Annotated in this window: 11 protein-coding genes and 1 pseudogene; 7 read left to right on the top strand and 5 right to left on the bottom strand. The window is 60.4% G+C overall.

Annotation, left to right across the window (positions count from 1 at the left end):
- Positions 1 to 25: 25 nt before the first annotated feature.
- Complete coding sequence (locus DBR18_RS13945; RefSeq protein ID WP_007968195.1) at positions 26 to 607, top strand: PilZ domain-containing protein; 582 nt, start codon at positions 26 to 28, stop codon at positions 605 to 607.
- 14 nt (positions 608 to 621) lie between these two features.
- Positions 622 to 1,344 carry a glycerophosphodiester phosphodiesterase family protein gene (locus DBR18_RS13940; protein WP_003226579.1) on the top strand — a complete coding sequence of 241 codons (723 nt, stop codon included), beginning with the start codon at positions 622 to 624 and terminating at the stop codon, positions 1,342 to 1,344.
- A 42-nt stretch (positions 1,345 to 1,386) separates the two neighbouring features.
- Here DBR18_RS13940 and sthA read toward each other — a convergent pair whose 3' ends face one another.
- Together sthA and DBR18_RS13930 are read right to left on the bottom strand one after the other, a co-directional pair.
- Positions 1,387 to 2,781, bottom strand: a complete 1,395-nt coding sequence (gene sthA, locus DBR18_RS13935) for a Si-specific NAD(P)(+) transhydrogenase (RefSeq protein ID WP_007984277.1) — start codon at positions 2,779 to 2,781, stop codon at positions 1,387 to 1,389.
- A gap of 197 nt (positions 2,782 to 2,978) precedes the next feature.
- On the bottom strand, positions 2,979 to 3,995 hold the full coding sequence (locus tag DBR18_RS13930; protein WP_108590742.1) for an FAD:protein FMN transferase: 1,017 nt from the start codon (positions 3,993 to 3,995) through the stop codon (positions 2,979 to 2,981).
- A 59-nt stretch (positions 3,996 to 4,054) separates the two neighbouring features.
- On the opposite strand from DBR18_RS13930, the gene DBR18_RS28135 reads away from it, so the two are divergent.
- Positions 4,055 to 4,264: a hypothetical protein gene (locus DBR18_RS28135; RefSeq protein WP_146188761.1), complete on the top strand. Its 210-nt coding sequence runs from the start codon at positions 4,055 to 4,057 to the stop codon at positions 4,262 to 4,264.
- Positions 4,265 to 4,338: 74 nt separating this feature from the next.
- Positions 4,339 to 5,640 carry an MFS transporter gene (locus DBR18_RS13925; RefSeq protein WP_108590741.1) on the top strand — a complete coding sequence of 434 codons (1,302 nt, stop codon included), beginning with the start codon at positions 4,339 to 4,341 and terminating at the stop codon, positions 5,638 to 5,640.
- A 228-nt stretch (positions 5,641 to 5,868) separates the two neighbouring features.
- Here DBR18_RS13925 and DBR18_RS13920 read toward each other — a convergent pair whose 3' ends face one another.
- Positions 5,869 to 7,332 (bottom strand): glyceraldehyde-3-phosphate dehydrogenase, encoded by a 1,464-nt coding sequence (locus DBR18_RS13920; protein ID WP_108590740.1) that lies wholly within the window; start codon positions 7,330 to 7,332, stop codon positions 5,869 to 5,871.
- Between the two features lie 354 nt (positions 7,333 to 7,686).
- Here DBR18_RS13920 and mfd point away from each other — a divergent pair, with 354 nt between their 5' ends.
- The 3 genes from mfd to DBR18_RS13905 are packed head-to-tail and all read left to right on the top strand — an operon-like array spanning position 7,687 to position 14,415.
- Entirely contained in the window at positions 7,687 to 11,136 is a 3,450-nt protein-coding gene (mfd, locus tag DBR18_RS13915; protein ID WP_108590739.1) for a transcription-repair coupling factor, read from the top strand.
- A 10-nt stretch (positions 11,137 to 11,146) separates the two neighbouring features.
- Positions 11,147 to 11,713 carry a CsiV family protein gene (locus DBR18_RS13910; protein ID WP_007968185.1) on the top strand — a complete coding sequence of 189 codons (567 nt, stop codon included), beginning with the start codon at positions 11,147 to 11,149 and terminating at the stop codon, positions 11,711 to 11,713.
- Between the two features lie 11 nt (positions 11,714 to 11,724).
- The gene (locus DBR18_RS13905; protein WP_108590738.1) at positions 11,725 to 14,415 is read left to right on the top strand and encodes a DEAD/DEAH box helicase; all 2,691 of its coding nucleotides are present in this window, start codon (positions 11,725 to 11,727) and stop codon (positions 14,413 to 14,415) included.
- Between the two features lie 140 nt (positions 14,416 to 14,555).
- Here the strand turns inward: DBR18_RS13905 and DBR18_RS13900 are convergent, their stop codons facing one another.
- Positions 14,556 to 15,293 carry an S-methyl-5'-thioinosine phosphorylase gene (locus DBR18_RS13900; RefSeq protein WP_108590737.1) on the bottom strand — a complete coding sequence of 246 codons (738 nt, stop codon included), beginning with the start codon at positions 15,291 to 15,293 and terminating at the stop codon, positions 14,556 to 14,558.
- Positions 15,294 to 15,306: 13 nt separating this feature from the next.
- Positions 15,307 to 15,459, bottom strand: a pseudogene (locus DBR18_RS29195) (beta-N-acetylhexosaminidase); the annotation flags it as partial.

Raw genomic sequence — 15,459 nt, 5'->3', positions numbered from 1 at the left:
CCACCGCCGCTACCATGGGTTCGCCATGTCGACATTAGATGAAGAAGATCGCCGCGAATACTACCGTATCGAGGACATGATCGCACTGGAAATTCGGCCCCTGTCCGCTCCCGAAGCCGCAGGCCAGGAAGTGTTGCAGGATGCTTCCCCACTGTTCAACCTGCTCAGCGAACTGCACCTGAGCGAATTCGAGTCGCAGCACCTGTTGCGCCAGATCAGCGAGCGCGACCGGGCCATTGCCGCGTTCCTCAAATCCCAGAACAAACGCATCGATCTGCTCAGTCAGGTGGTCGCCCTGACCGTGCTCGGCCATATCGGCGAGCCGCAACCGGTGATCATTTCCGAAGGCGGGATCGATTTTCAGCACCCGACCCCGATCGCCACCGGCGCGCACCTGTCGGTGAAACTGGTGCTGATGCCCCAGGCGCTCGGCCTGCTGCTGCGCGCCCGCGTCACCCATTGCGACCGCAAGGGCGACGGCTACGACGTCGGCACCGAGTTCGAACACTTGACCGACGCCCAGCGCCAGTTGCTCGCCCGCTACATCTTGCAGAAACAGGCCCAGGAACGACGCCTGGCCCGTGAACAGAACGAATCCGGCATTTAAATTAAGGAAGCACCGTGACCCTCATCTACGGCCACCGCGGCGCCAAGGGCGAAGCACCGGAAAATACCCTGACCAGTTTTCAGGAATGTCTCAAGCACGGCGTACGCCGTTGCGAACTGGATCTGCACCTGTCCAAGGACGGCGAGCTGATGGTGATCCACGACCCGACCCTCAAACGCACCACCGACCGGCGCGGCAAGGTGGTCGAGCACACCGCCGCCGAACTGGTGACCTACGACGCACGCAAGGGCGGCCCGGGCTGGATCAAGCCGTGCCCGATTCCGACCCTGGAAGAACTGTTCGAGAAATGCGATTTCGAGCACTGGCAGCTCGAAGTCAAAAGCGCATCGCGCACCCGTGCGGCAACCACCGTGCTGGCGATCCGCGAAATGGCCCAGCGTCATGGCCTGCTGGACAAGGTCACGATTACTTCGAGTTCGCGGGAAGTGCTGAAAGCGGCGCTGGATCTGGTGCCGGACGTGTCACGGGGACTGGTGGCCGAATACGCCTGGCTCGACCCGTTGAAGGTCGCGGCCAGCTATGGCTGTGAGATTCTGGCTCTGAACTGGACGCTGTGTACGCCGGAACGCCTGCAGAAGGCGCAGCGTCAGGGGCTGCATGTGTCGGTGTGGACCGTCAACGAGCCTGCGCTGATGCGCAGACTCGCCGACTTCGGCGTTGACAGCCTGATTACAGACTTTCCCGGTTTGGCCACTGCCACCCTCGAGAATTGCTGAAATCGGTCTCCCCGGCCGGCTCAGGCCACCGGCCGGAGCCCGTCAAAAAAGCCGGTTGAGGCCGTCGTACGCCGCTACCCGATAGGCTTCGGCCATGGTCGGGTAGTTGAACGTGGTATTAACGAAATACTTCAGCGTGTTCAGTTCGCCCGGCTGGTTCATGATCGCCTGACCGATGTGCACGATCTCCGATGCCTGATAACCGAAGCAGTGAACGCCCAGCACTTCCAGGGTTTCACGGTGGAACAGGATCTTCAGCATGCCTTGCGGCTCGCCGGCGATCTGCGCACGCGCCATGCTCTTGAAGAACGCCTTGCCGACTTCGTACGGCACCTTGGCCTGGGTCAGTTCCTGCTCGTTCTTGCCGATCGAGCTGATCTCCGGAATGGTGTAGATGCCGGTCGGCACGTCATTCACGAAACGCCAGCTACCGTTATCGACGATGCTGCCGGCCGCCGAGCGACCCTGGTCATGGGCGGCACTGGCCAGGCTCGGCCAGCCGATCACGTCACCGGCGCCGTAGATGTTCGGCACGCAGGTGCGGTAGGCCTCGTCGACTTCGATCTGACCACGGCTGTTGACCTTGACCCCGATGTTTTCCAGACCGAGCTGATCGGTGTTACCGGTACGGCCGTTGCACCAGAGCAAGGCGTCGGCCTTGATCTTCTTGCCGGATTTGAGGTGCAGGATCACGCCGTTATCGACGCCTTCAACGCGATCGTAATCTTCGTTGTGGCGCACGGTGATGTTGTTATTGCTGAAGTGGTAGCTCAGTGCCTGGGAAATTTCCGAGTCGAGGAAGCTCAGCAACTGACCGCGGTTGTCCACCAGTTCAACCAGTACCCCCAGACCGCTGAAGATCGAGGCGTATTCGCAGCCGATCACGCCGGCGCCGTAAACGATCAGTTTGCGCGGGGTGTGGCCGAGGCTGAGGATGGTGTCGCTATCGTAGATACGCGGGTGGTGGAAATCGATGTCCGCCGGGCGATACGGGCGCGAACCGGTGGCGATGATGATGTGCTTGGCCACCAGTTTCTCGACCACGCCGTTGGCGCAGACCACTTCGATGGTTTGCTCGTCGGCGAAGCTGCCGGTACCGAAGAACACGTCGACGCGGTTACGGGCGTAGTAGCCGGTACGCGACGCGACTTGCTTGGAAATGACTTTTTCGGCGCTTTTCAACACGTCCGGGAAGGAGAACCAGCGCGGCTCGCCGATCGCCCGGAACATCGGGTTGGTGTTGAACTGCATGATCTGCCGCACCGAGTGACGCAGGGCCTTGGACGGAATGGTGCCGAGGTGGGTGCAGTTGCCGCCGACCTGGCGACGGCTGTCGACCATCGCCACCTTGCGCCCCGCTTTGGCGGCGTTCATTGCCGCGCCTTCTCCCGCCGGGCCGGAACCCAATACCACCACGTCGTAGTTGTAGACAGCCATGCGTACTCCTCAGAACAGGCCGCGGTGCCAGCAGCACCGGCGGCTAAATCACGCCGAATCGCGGCGCGAAGGAACAATTGGGGGCCAGTAAAGAACCCGGACACAGTCTATAGAAGCGTCAACGCCGCGCACATTAACCCTTGGTCGCGTCGTAGGCTACTTTTGCCTGCACTACAACGCCAGCTTTCGTACTGTTTTCAGTCAACTTTTGCGCCACTGAGGCGCTCGAAAGCCGCGCTGGTGCGAATGACGAAACCTGTATCGGCACGAATCACGAAGAATGCACCTATGTGATGTTTTTCGGCATAGTCCCAAGCCCTTTCAGGCCCGAGAATCAGCAACAGCGTCGATAGTCCATCGGCCATCAACGCTGAAGGATGAATCACCGTGACTGACGCCAGGTTGTGTAGGACCGGCGCCCCGCTACGCGCATCGAAGGTGTGGGAATAGCGCCGGCCATCCTGCAGGAAATAGTTACGGTAATCCCCGGAGGTGGACACGCCGTAGCCATCGACATTGATGACGCGCTCAGCCACCTGCTGATCGTCACGCGGCTCCTCCAGCGCGACGCGCCATGCCGAACCGTCGAGTTTTTTGCCCTTGGCTTTCAGCTCGCCCGTGGCTTCGGCGAGATAATCATGGATGCCCATCGATTCGAGCCGGGCAGCGATGGTGTCGACGGCGTAACCGGCGGCGATGCTGTTGAAGTCGACTTCCACCGGCGCATCCTTGCACAAGCGGTCGCCGTCGATATGCAGATGGCGGTAGCCGACCCGTTGCAGGGTGGCGGCTAGCGCCGCGGGACTCGGGATTTTCTCTTCACGCCCTTGCGGGCCGAACCCCCACAGATTCATCAGCGGTTCGACCGTGAGATCGTAGGAGCCTTCGCTTTGTTCTGACAGTTGCTCACCAACTCGGACCAATTCGAGCACCGCAGCCGGCATGGTCTGACAGCTGTTCGACGGCAAGGCATTGAAGCGCTCGATGTCGGAGTCACTGCGATAGGTCGACATCTGCCGGTCGACGTCGCTGAGGATTTTTTCCACTTCAAGCTGGACCTGCACGGGCTCGGGAAGACTGGCGTGGCGCACGTATTTGATCGAATAGGTGCTGCCCATGGTCGGGCCGCCGAAGCTTTCCATGGAATCGCCGTTGCCGCAGCCGGACAAGGCGCCCACCAGCAGCAAAACGCCAATCAGCCTCCCTTTAGACAAATCCCCTACTCCCCACACAAAGCTGAAGATTATGCGCCAGAACCTGTAGGAGCTGCCGAGTGAAACGAGGCTGCGATCTTTTGCTTTTGATCTTTTCAAGCAACATCAAAAAATCGCAGCGTGCCGCAGCTCCTACAGGTTTTCATTCGTTTGATAGCCAGATGCTGGCCTTGGTAATGGCTATATCGTTTAAGCAGCGCCCTAACCAGTTGTTGCCTAACGATCTTTATACACATATGGTTACAAAACTGTTCACGGGTACTGCCTGAGTTTGCCGCGTGACGGCGAGGACGTGTCTAGATCAGGGATTTCCAATAAGACAGCCAACAGAGAGTACGAACCAATGTCCTCCACAACGGGCAAAGGCAAAGCGATTTTTCGCGTTGTCAGCGGCAATTTTCTCGAGATGTTCGACTTCATGGTCTACGGCTTCTACGCCACGGCCATCGCCAAAACCTTCTTCCCGGCCGACAGTGCCTTCGCTTCCCTGATGCTCTCTCTGGCCACTTTCGGCGCAGGCTTCCTGATGCGTCCGCTGGGGGCGATTTTCCTTGGCGCCTACATTGACCGTCACGGTCGTCGCCAGGGTTTGATCATTACCTTGGCGCTGATGGCTGCCGGTACGATCCTCATCGCCTGCGTGCCGGGCTATGCCACCCTGGGCGTCGCCGCGCCGTTGATCGTGCTGTTCGGTCGTTTGCTGCAAGGCTTCTCGGCCGGCGTCGAACTGGGCGGGGTTTCGGTGTATCTGGCGGAAATCGCCACACCGGGCCGCAAAGGCTTTTTCGTCAGTTGGCAGTCCGCCAGCCAACAGGCGGCGGTAGTCTTTGCCGGGTTGCTCGGGGTTGGCCTGAACCACTGGCTTAGCCCGGAACAAATGGGTGACTGGGGCTGGCGCGTACCGTTCCTCATCGGCTGCATGATCGTTCCGGTGATCTTCATCATTCGTCGCTCGCTGGAGGAAACCCCGGAATTCCAGGCGCGCAAACATCGCCCTACCCTGCGGGAAATCGTCCGCTCGATCGGTCAGAACTTCGGCATCGTCATCGCCGGCATGGCATTGGTGGTGATGACCACCGTTTCGTTCTACCTGATCACTGCTTACACACCGACCTTCGGCAAGGCCGAACTGCATCTGTCGGACTTCGACGCGCTGCTGGTGACCGTGTGCATCGGCCTGTCGAACTTCTTCTGGCTGCCGGTGATGGGCGCGGTGTCCGACAAGATCGGGCGTAAACCCCTACTGCTGGCGGCGACCATTCTGGCAATTCTGACCGCCTACCCGGCGCTGTCGTGGCTGGTGGCTAATCCGAGTTTCAGCCATTTGCTGATCGTCGAACTGTGGCTGTCGTTCCTCTACGGTTCGTACAACGGCGCGATGGTCGTAGCGCTCACCGAAATCATGCCGGTGGAAGTGCGTACCACCGGGTTCTCGCTGGCGTATAGCCTGGCGACGGCGACCTTCGGTGGTTTTACACCGGCGGCGTGCACTTACCTGATTCATGTGCTCGACAACAAGGCCGCACCGGGGATCTGGCTCAGCGGTGCGGCGGTGCTGGGGTTGATTGCGACGCTGGTGCTGTTTCGTGGTAACAAGCATGAGCTGCGTACTGCGCAAGCGGCCGTGGCAGGTGGCGCCCGATAGGACGCCATCGCTGGCAAGCCAGCTCCCACAGGGGATTTGTGAATGGCACAGATCTCCTTCTGGCACTACATTTTTCATTGACCTTAAAGAAAAGATCGCAGCCTTCGGCAGCTCCTGCAGAATCCAATGCGACCCCCTGTAGGAGCTGCCGAAGGCTGCGATCTTTTGACCTTCTCCAAACAAAAACGCCCCGACCTAAGTCGGGGCGTTTTCATTTGCAGCGAAGGCTTAGCGCGGGAACGCTGGCGGGTTTACACCGGCCATGTCTTCCATCACGCGAACCACCTGGCAGCTGTAGCCGAACTCGTTGTCGTACCAGACGTACAGTACAACGCGGTTGTCCTGAACGATGGTCGCTTCAGCGTCGACCACACCGGCGTGACGCGAACCCACGAAGTCGGTGGACACCACTTCCTGCGAGTTGACGAAGTCGATTTGCTTGTGCAGATCGGAGTGCAGCGCCATGTAGCGCAGGTACTCGTTCATATCTTCACGGGTGGCGGCTTTCTCAAGGTTCAGGTTGAGAATGGCCATCGACACGTTTGGCGTCGGAACGCGGATCGCGTTACCGGTCAGCTTGCCGGCCAGCTCAGGCAGAGCCTTGGCAGCAGCGGTGGCAGCACCGGTCTCGGTGATCACCATGTTCAGCGCGGCGGAACGGCCACGGCGATCGCCTTTGTGGAAGTTGTCGATCAGGTTCTGGTCGTTGGTGTACGAGTGAACGGTTTCGACGTGACCGTTGATGATGCCGAACTTGTCATTCACGGCTTTCAGCACCGGCACGATGGCGTTGGTGGTGCAGGAAGCGGCGGACACGATCTTGTCGTCAGCGGTGATTTCGTTGTGGTTGATACCGTGAACGATGTTCTTCAGCTTGCCTTTGCCAGGCGCAGTCAGAACAACGCGGTCGATACCCGGGCAGGCCAGATGCTGGCCCAGACCGTCGGCGTCACGCCATACACCGGTGTTGTCCACCAGCAGCGCGTCTTTGATGCCGTACTGGGTGTAATCCACCTCGGTCGGGTTCTTCGCGTAGATCACCTGGATCAGGTTACCGTTGGCGGTGATGGTGTTGTTTTCTTCGTCGATGGTGATGGTGCCGTTGAACGAACCATGTACCGAATCGCGGCGCAGCAGGCTGGCGCGTTTGGTCAGATCGTTTTCGGCGCCTTTGCGCACGACGATGGCACGCAGACGCAGACCGTCGCCACCACCGGTTTTCTCGATCAGGATGCGCGCCAGCAGACGGCCGATACGACCAAAGCCGTAAAGCACAACGTCAGTGCCTTTGCGGGCCGAAGCGTTTTGCTGGCCAACCACATCGGCCATTTCTTCGCGCACGAACTGCTCGGCGCTGCGGCCGTTGCCTTCGTTGCGGAATTTGAACGCCAACTTGCCCAGGTCTACCGAAGCCGCGCCGAGCTTGAGCTCGCTCATGGCTTTAAGCAGAGGGAATGTTTCGTGGACGGAGAGTTCGCTATCGTCGGAGGAACGGTGGCGAGCAAAGCGGTGAGCTTTGAGAATCGCGATGACAGACTGGTTGATCAGGCTGCGGCCATAGATCGAGCTCACCACGTTGTTATTGCGGTAGAGCTGACCGATAAGCGGAATCATCGCTTCTGCGAGTGCTTCACGGTCGATCCATTCACCAAGACACTGGTCGGGCTTCTGAGTCACGGGAACCTTCCACATGTAGGGGCAGAAAAAAGGGGCTACATTATGCCGCCGAGAACCTCTTGTAGCAATGCGCGCTTGTCGCGCAATCGGTAACAAATTTCCGTTCAAAAAAATCACGCCCCGCGCCAGCCCAGTAAAACCGGGGCTTTCAGCGCAGTCAATTTTTCGACGACTGTTAGACGATGTCTGTAACCCTCCGTAACACCAACCGATTTCGGCACTACAAAACCCTGAAAAAAGTGCTCGTTTTTATGGTTACCACTACATTTTGCGCAAACCGCGAAGATAGACGCAGTCTGCAACTGACAGCCGGCACCGGACGCCGCTACAATTACCGACTTTGTCGCAAAGCCTGGAGCTCAACCTTCCGTGCCCGTTCTGCGTCTACCGCTTCTCCCTGCCGCGGCAGGTAAACAGCATTGGGGCAACCTGCCCGGTGCTGCCCTCAGCCTCGCGATTGCCGAGGCTGCCAGCGCTGCCAAGCGCTTCACCCTGCTACTGACCGCCGACAGCCAGAGTGCCGAACGGCTGGAACAGGAGCTGAGTTTCTTCGCCCCGGATTTGCCCGTGCTGCATTTTCCCGACTGGGAAACCCTGCCGTACGATCTGTTCTCGCCGCACCAGGACATCATCTCCCAGCGCATTGCCAGCCTTTATAGACTGCCGGAACTGGCGCATGGCGTGCTGGTGGTGCCGATCACCACCGCCCTGCATCGCCTGGCGCCGACCAGGTTCCTGCTCGGCAGCAGTCTGGTGCTGGATGTCGGACAGAAGCTCGATGTCGAACAGATGCGCTCGCGTCTGGAAGCCAGCGGTTATCGCTACGTCGATACGGTTTACGAACACGGCGAGTTCACCGTGCGCGGCGCGCTGATCGACCTGTTCCCGATGGGCAGCAAACTGCCCTATCGCATCGACCTGTTCGACGACGAAATCGAGACCCTGCGCACCTTCGACCCGGAAAACCAGCGTTCCATCGACAAGGTCGAATCGGTCAAGCTGCTGCCGGCCCGCGAGTTCCCGCTGCAGAAAGATGCGGTCACCCGCTTCAAGGCGCGGTTCCGCGAGCGCTTCGATGTCGACTTCCGGCGCTGCCCGATCTTCCAGGACCTGAGCAGCGGCATCACGCCGGCCGGCATCGAGTACTACCTGCCGCTGTTCTTCGATGAAACCTCGACGCTGTTCGATTACCTGCCGCAGGACACCCAGGTGTTCTCGCTGCCAGGCATCGAACAAGCAGCGGAAAACTTCTGGAACGACGTGCGCAATCGCTACGAAGAGCGCCGTGTCGATCCATCGCGCCCTTTATTGCCACCCGCGGAACTGTTCCTGCCGGTGGAAGACTGCTTCGCCCGCCTCAAGAGCTGGCCGCGGGTAGTCGCCAGTCAGCAGGACGTCGAAGCCGGCGCCGGCCGCGAACGCTTCCCGGCGCAAGCGCTGCCGAATCTGGCGATCGAAGCCAAGGCCACGCAACCGCTGGCGGCGCTTTCGGCATTTCTCGACGAATTCCCCGGGCGCGTGCTGTTCACCGCCGAATCCGCGGGCCGTCGTGAAGTCCTGCTGGAGCTGCTGGAGCGTCTGAAGCTGCGACCGAAAACCGTCGACAGCTGGCCGGACTTCGTTTCGAGCAAGGATCGCCTGGCGATCACCATCGCCCCGCTCGACGAAGGCTTGATGCTCGATGACCCGGCGCTGGCGCTGGTGGCCGAGAGCCCGCTGTTCGGTCAGCGCGTGATGCAGCGCCGGCGCCGGGAAAAACGCGCCGACGCCAACAACGATGCGGTGATCAAAAACCTCACCGAGCTGCGCGAAGGCGCGCCGGTGGTGCATATCGATCACGGGGTCGGGCGCTATCTGGGCCTGACGATTCTGGAAATCGATAATCAGGCGGCCGAATTTCTCACCCTGGAATACGCCGAGAACGCCAAGCTCTACGTGCCGGTAGCCAACCTACACCTGATCGCGCGTTACACCGGCAGCGATGACGCACTGGCGCCGCTGCACCGCCTCGGCTCCGAGACTTGGCAGAAAGCCAAGCGCAAGGCCGCCGAGCAGGTGCGCGATGTTGCTGCTGAATTGCTCGACATCTATGCCCGTCGCGCCGCCCGCGAAGGCTATGCGTTTGCCGACCCGAAAGCCGATTACGCGACGTTCAGTGCCGGTTTCCCGTTCGAAGAAACCCCGGATCAGCAAGCCACCATCGAAGCCGTGCGCGAAGACATGCTCGCGCCGAAACCGATGGACCGACTGGTCTGCGGCGACGTCGGTTTCGGCAAGACCGAAGTGGCGATGCGCGCCGCGTTCATCGCCGTGCACGGCGGACGCCAGGTGGCGATTCTGGTGCCGACCACCCTGCTCGCCCAGCAACACTACAACAGCTTCCGCGACCGCTTCGCCGACTGGCCGGTGACCGTGGAAGTGATGAGCCGCTTCAAGTCGGCCAAGGAAGTGAATGCGGCAATCGCCGATCTGGCGGAAGGCAAGATCGACATCGTCATCGGCACGCACAAACTGCTGTCCGACGATGTGAAGATCAAAAACCTCGGCCTGGTGATCATCGACGAAGAACACCGTTTCGGTGTGCGGCAAAAAGAACAGCTCAAGGCCCTGCGCAGCGAAGTCGACATTCTCACGCTGACCGCCACGCCGATTCCGCGCACGCTGAACATGGCGGTGTCGGGCATGCGCGATCTGTCGATCATCGCCACACCGCCGGCGCGTCGTCTGTCGGTGCGCACCTTCGTCATGGAACAGAACAAGAGCACGGTCAAAGAGGCCCTGCTGCGTGAACTGCTGCGTGGCGGTCAGGTTTACTACCTGCACAACGACGTGAAGACCATCGAGAAGTGCGCGGCGGATCTCGCCGAACTGGTGCCGGAAGCACGGATCGGCATCGGCCACGGGCAGATGCGCGAGCGCGAACTCGAACAGGTGATGAGCGACTTCTACCACAAGCGTTTCAATGTGCTGATCGCCTCGACCATTATCGAGACCGGCATCGACGTGCCGAGCGCCAACACCATCATCATCGAGCGCGCCGACAAGTTTGGCCTGGCGCAATTGCACCAGTTGCGTGGCCGCGTCGGTCGCAGTCACCACCAGGCTTATGCCTACCTGCTGACGCCGCCGCGCCAGCAAATCACTTCCGATGCGGAAAAGCGTCTGGAAGCGATTGCCAACACTCAGGATCTGGGTGCCGGTTTTGTGCTGGCGACCAACGACCTGGAAATCCGTGGCGCCGGCGAACTGCTCGGCGACGGCCAGAGCGGGCAGATTCAGGCCGTGGGTTTCACGCTCTACATGGAAATGCTCGAGCGCGCGGTGAAATCCATCCGCAAGGGCGAGCAGCCGAACCTCGATCAACCGCTGGGCGGTGGCCCGGAGGTCAACCTGCGCGTGCCGGCGCTGATTCCGGAAGACTATCTGCCGGATGTTCACGCCCGTCTGATTCTGTACAAGCGCATCGCGTCGGCCACCGACGAGGAAGGCCTGAAGGATCTGCAAGTGGAGATGATCGACCGTTTCGGCCTGCTGCCTGAACCCACCAAGAATCTGGTGCGCATCACTGCGCTGAAGCTGCAGGCCGAACAGCTGGGCATCAAGAAGGTCGATGGTGGTCCGCAAGGTGGACGCATCGAGTTCGCCGCGCAGACGCCGGTCGACCCGATGACCCTGATCAAACTGATCCAGACTCAGCCAAAACGCTACAAATTCGAAGGCGCGACGATGTTCAAGTTCCAGGTGCCGATGGAACGCCCGGAAGAGCGCTTTAATACTGTAGAGGCGCTGTTCGAGCGCCTCCTCCCGAAAACCGTTTGAAGGACGCCGCATGCGCCTGTTTCGCTCACTGACTTTGCTACTCACTTTCGTAGCACCGATGGCGTTTGCCGATGACCTGTATCAGGTCGAAATGATTCTGGTGCGCCAGAACGCCGTGCCGGCGATCGTCAGCCGTGCCGCCCCGGAAGACTGGGCCGCCGGCGCTCAACGCCTGGGTGATGACAGCCTGCGCACACCCGCGCTCGGCGACGTTGCCAGCAAACTCAGCGCCAGCGGTGATTACAGCGTGCTGATGCACAAGGCCTGGCAGCAGACCCTCGGCGAAGCGCCGACCAAGGTGGCCGTCAGCGACGGCAAGGAACAGTTCGGCCAGTTCCCGATCGAGGGCACGCTGGAAATGAAACTCGGGCGTTTCACCGACGTGAACGCCGACTTCTGGGTCAACCAGATCGACGCCAACGGCCTGGTCACTGCCAGCGAACGCCTGAAGCAGGACAGCCACACCAAGAATGGCCAGCTCAATTATCTCGACAACGGCCACCTGGCCCTGCTGATCAAGATCACGTCCCTGACGGCGCCCGCCCCTCGGCAAGCCCCTGAAGCGATTCCGGACTGATCGAAGTCCTTATGTCCCCGCCCCTGAGTAAACCGTTAGCACCCTCCTGGGTCAGCCGATTCAAGGAACAGAGCCTGGAGCGTGGCCGCCGCTACGCCCTGGAGAACCGGGTACGCATCGCCCAGGTCGGCGATGCCACCATCACCGCCAGTTGCGAAGGCTCTGGCGGTAACGTCTACCGTCAGACCATTCACCTGCGCGAGTCAGCCAAAGGCACCCTGCTGCTGGTTGATGCGGTTTGTACCTGCCCGGTGCGCAACAACTGCAAGCACTGCGCCGCGGTACTCCTGCAAGTGCAGGAAACCCTCGAATACCCTGCCGCCGCGAAAGACGCCGAACTGCTGGAAAAGCTCCAGGCCGTATTGGAGAACCGTAGCCCCAAGGCCCCGCCGCAAGTGCTGGTGGACAACGTGCAACCGTTGCCGCGCCTGTGGCTGGCGAGTGTCGAGTTCAGTGCGTTTGAACCGCGCAACGGCAAGATGCAGCGCTATATCCAGCACCGGGCCGCGTTGTCGTTCAGCTACCTGGATGAATACGTCAGCGGGCAGAAAAACAGCGACATCCTGATCCGTCAGGAAACCCAGACCCTGCGGATAAAACGCCACCCTGAAGTGGAACAGTCCTACCGCGAACAGTTAAGAATCCTCGGCTTTCGTATCGCCACACGCCAGAGCAAAGCGCTGCCGGAAAGCGCCGGCGAGCTGTACGAGATGGTCAACGACAGTGCGTGGCTGACGTTCACCCTCAACGAACTGCCAAAGCTGCGCACCCAAGGCTGGGAGTTGCAGATCGACGAGGAATTCGGCTTCGACCTGACTGCCGTCGACGACTGGTACGCCACCGTCGAACAGGCGCCGGAGCGCGACTGGTTCGATCTGGAACTAGGGATCATCGTCAATGGCGAACGCCTGAGCCTGCTGCCGATCCTGCTCAACCTGATGCGCTCGCACACGGAAATCCTCAATCCGGAACGCCTGGCGCGGCGGCGCGATGACGAGCTGATTCTGGTCAATATTCCACAGCGCAACAGTGAGCACGGGCCGCTGCAAGTGGCGTTGCCCCTTGGCCGACTGAAACCGGTACTGGCGACGCTGGGCGAGTTCTACTTGCAGGAGCCCGGGGAAACCACCCTGCGCCTGAGCAAGGCCGACGCCACGCGCCTGAACTCGCTGGAAGGCCTTCCCCTGCTGTGGGAGGGCGGCGAGCAGATCCGCAGCTTCGCCCAACGCCTGCGCGACATCCGTGATTACACGGCCAAGGCACCGAAGGGCTTGAACGCGACGTTGCGGCCTTATCAGCTCGAAGGCTTGAGCTGGATGCAGTCCCTGCGTCAGCTAGAGGTTGGCGGAATCCTTGCGGACGACATGGGCCTGGGCAAAACCCTACAGACTCTGGCGCATATTCTCAGTGAGAAAAACGCCGGGCGCCTGGATCGGCCATGCATGGTGGTGATGCCCACCAGTCTGATCCCGAACTGGCTCGACGAAGCTGCGCACTTCACGCCGCAACTGAAAGTGGTCGCGCTGTACGGCGCCGGCCGTAAAAAGCATTTCGAGCATCTGGCCGACTTCGACCTGATCCTGACCACCTATGCACTGCTGCCCAAGGACGTCGAACGGTTGGCACAACAGCCGCTGCACGTTCTGGTGCTCGACGAAGCGCAGTACATCAAAAACCCCAACAGCAAGGCCGCGCAGGCCGCTCGCGAACTCAACGCGCGCCAGCGCCTGTGCCTCAGCGGTACGCCGCTGGAAAACCACCTCGGTGAGTTGTGGTCGCTGTTCCACTTTCTGTTGCCGGGCTGGCTGGGCGATGTGAAAAGCTTCAACGCAGACTACCGCGTGCCGATCGAAAAGCGCGCCAGCGAAGTCAGGCTGCAGCACCTCAATGGGCGGATAAAACCGTTTCTGCTGCGCCGCACCAAGGAACAGGTGGCCACCGAACTGCCGCCCAAAACCGAGATCATCCACTGGGTCGATCTCAACGAAGCCCAGCGCGACGTGTACGAAACCATGCGCCTGGCGATGGACAAGAAGGTTCGTGACGAGATCACTCGCAAGGGTGTGGCGCGTAGCCAGATCATCATTCTCGAAGCCTTGCTCAAGCTGCGTCAGGTTTGCTGCGACTTGCGCCTGGTCAACGACGCCACCCTGCCCGCTCGCGGCAGCACCTCGGGCAAGCTCGACAGCCTGATGGAAATGCTTGAAGAGTTGTTCGAAGAAGGTCGGCGAATCCTGCTGTTCTCACAGTTCACCTCGATGCTGTCACTGATCGAAGACGAACTGAAAAAACGCAACGTGGCCTATGCCCTGCTGACGGGTCAGACCCGTGATCGGCGCACGCCGGTGAAGGAATTCCAGAGCGGCAAGCGTCAGATCTTTCTGATCAGCCTGAAGGCCGGTGGCGTCGGTTTGAACCTGACCGAAGCGGACACGGTGATTCATTACGACCCGTGGTGGAACCCGGCAACCGAGAATCAGGCGACTGACCGCGCGTACCGGATCGGCCAGGAAAAGCCGGTGTTCGTTTACAAGATGATTGCCCGGGGTACGGTGGAAGAGAAAATTCAGCACTTGCAGAAGGAAAAGTCCGACCTGGCAGCAGGCGTGCTGGATGGGCGCAAGGCCGGAGACTGGAAACTGCAGAGCGATGATATCGAAGCGCTGTTTGCGCCGTTGCCGGACAAGTTCGACAAGCGTTGAGACCCTCCCTGCCAATCAGAGAGCTATCGCTGGCAAGCCAGCTCCCACAAGGTTATGAGTCGAACACAAAACTGTGATTCAACTCGATACCTGTGGGAGCTGGCTTGCCAGCGATGGGGCCAAATCGATCTCGGTCAGACTCAGCCCTTGAGCACCCGCGCCAACGTCGATTTCACCTTGCCCATGCCGTCATGCAGCGCCTGCTCGATCTCGGCCATGGTGATCACTTCAGTGGTCTTTCCCGCTGCCGGATTCACCACCAGCGCCAGGCAGGCGTAATCCAGATCCAGCTCACGGGCCAGCGCTGCTTCCGGCATGCCGGTCATGCCCACGATATCGCAGCCATCGCGTTCCAGACGCACGATCTCCGCCACGGTTTCAAGGCGCGGGCCCTGGGTGCAGGCATACACACCTTGATCACTGTATTCGCAACCTTCGGCGGCCACCGCAGCAATCAATTGCTGACGCAGCGGCTCGCTGTAGGGAAAGCTGAAATCGATGTGGGTGACGTGCTCCAGATCATCGGCGAAAAAGGTGTGTTCGCGACCGCTGGTGTAGTCGACGATCTGATGCGGCACGCAGAAATGACCGGTGCCCATGGCCGGATGAATCCCACCCACCGCGTTGACCGCGATGATCGCCTCGGCGCCGGCCTGCTTCAGCGCCCACAGGTTGGCGCGGTAATTGACCTTGTGCGGCGGGAAGCGGTGAGGATGACCATGACGGGCGAGAAACAGCACCTCCTTGCCCGCATATTCGCCGATCTGCACTTCGGCCGACGGCGCGCCGTAAGGCGTATCCACCGCCAACGACTGACGAATGCTCAAGCCTTCGAGCTGGGTCAGGCCGGTGCCACCGATGATTGCGTAAACCGTCATAACGAATGAGTCCTTAATCGATCAATTGAGCATCTTTGAGCGCGCCGATGGCGGTGAGCCAGCGCGGATCCTGACGGTAGTCGGTGCTGGCGACCGCCTGCCCGCGCATGCTCGCAATACGCGCCGACGGCTTGACCTTCATCCGTTGCGCAGCGCTCAAGGCCAG

This window comes from Pseudomonas sp. HMWF021 (assembly GCF_003061005.1).
Taxonomy (GTDB): Bacteria; Pseudomonadota; Gammaproteobacteria; order Pseudomonadales; family Pseudomonadaceae; genus Aquipseudomonas.
This window is presented reverse-complemented; position numbering and strand designations above follow the sequence as displayed.